This window comes from Monashia sp. HAY1-5C (assembly GCF_056755255.1).
Genome location: NZ_JBPGXG010000503.1, coordinates 1 through 256, shown reverse-complemented (window position 1 = coordinate 256; position 256 = coordinate 1). Strand labels below are relative to the sequence as shown.

The following is a 256-nucleotide window of genomic DNA, read 5'->3' as shown; positions in this document are numbered from 1 at the left end:
AGGCGAGACCCTGCGCACCGATTGGGCGGTGGATGGCAGCACCGGTTACGAGTTCATGAATCAGCTGTCGTTGCTGCAACACGACCCGGATGGCGAACACGTCCTCGGCGACCTCTGGCAGCGACGCACCGAGCGTCCGGCGGCGTTCATCGAAGAAGCGCAACTGGCGCGCCAGCAGATCCTCAACGGCTCGCTGGCCAGTGACTTCGAAAGCGTCGCCCAGGCGCTGCTGCAAGTGGCCCGGGATGACCTGATG

1 protein-coding gene is annotated in these 256 nt (G+C 64.8%); it reads left to right on the top strand.

Annotated features, from left to right (window positions below; genetic code table 11):
• Positions 1-256 (top strand): hypothetical protein (locus tag ACR9ZK_RS22575; protein ID WP_481344163.1); only part of this gene is annotated, 256 nt, incomplete at both ends.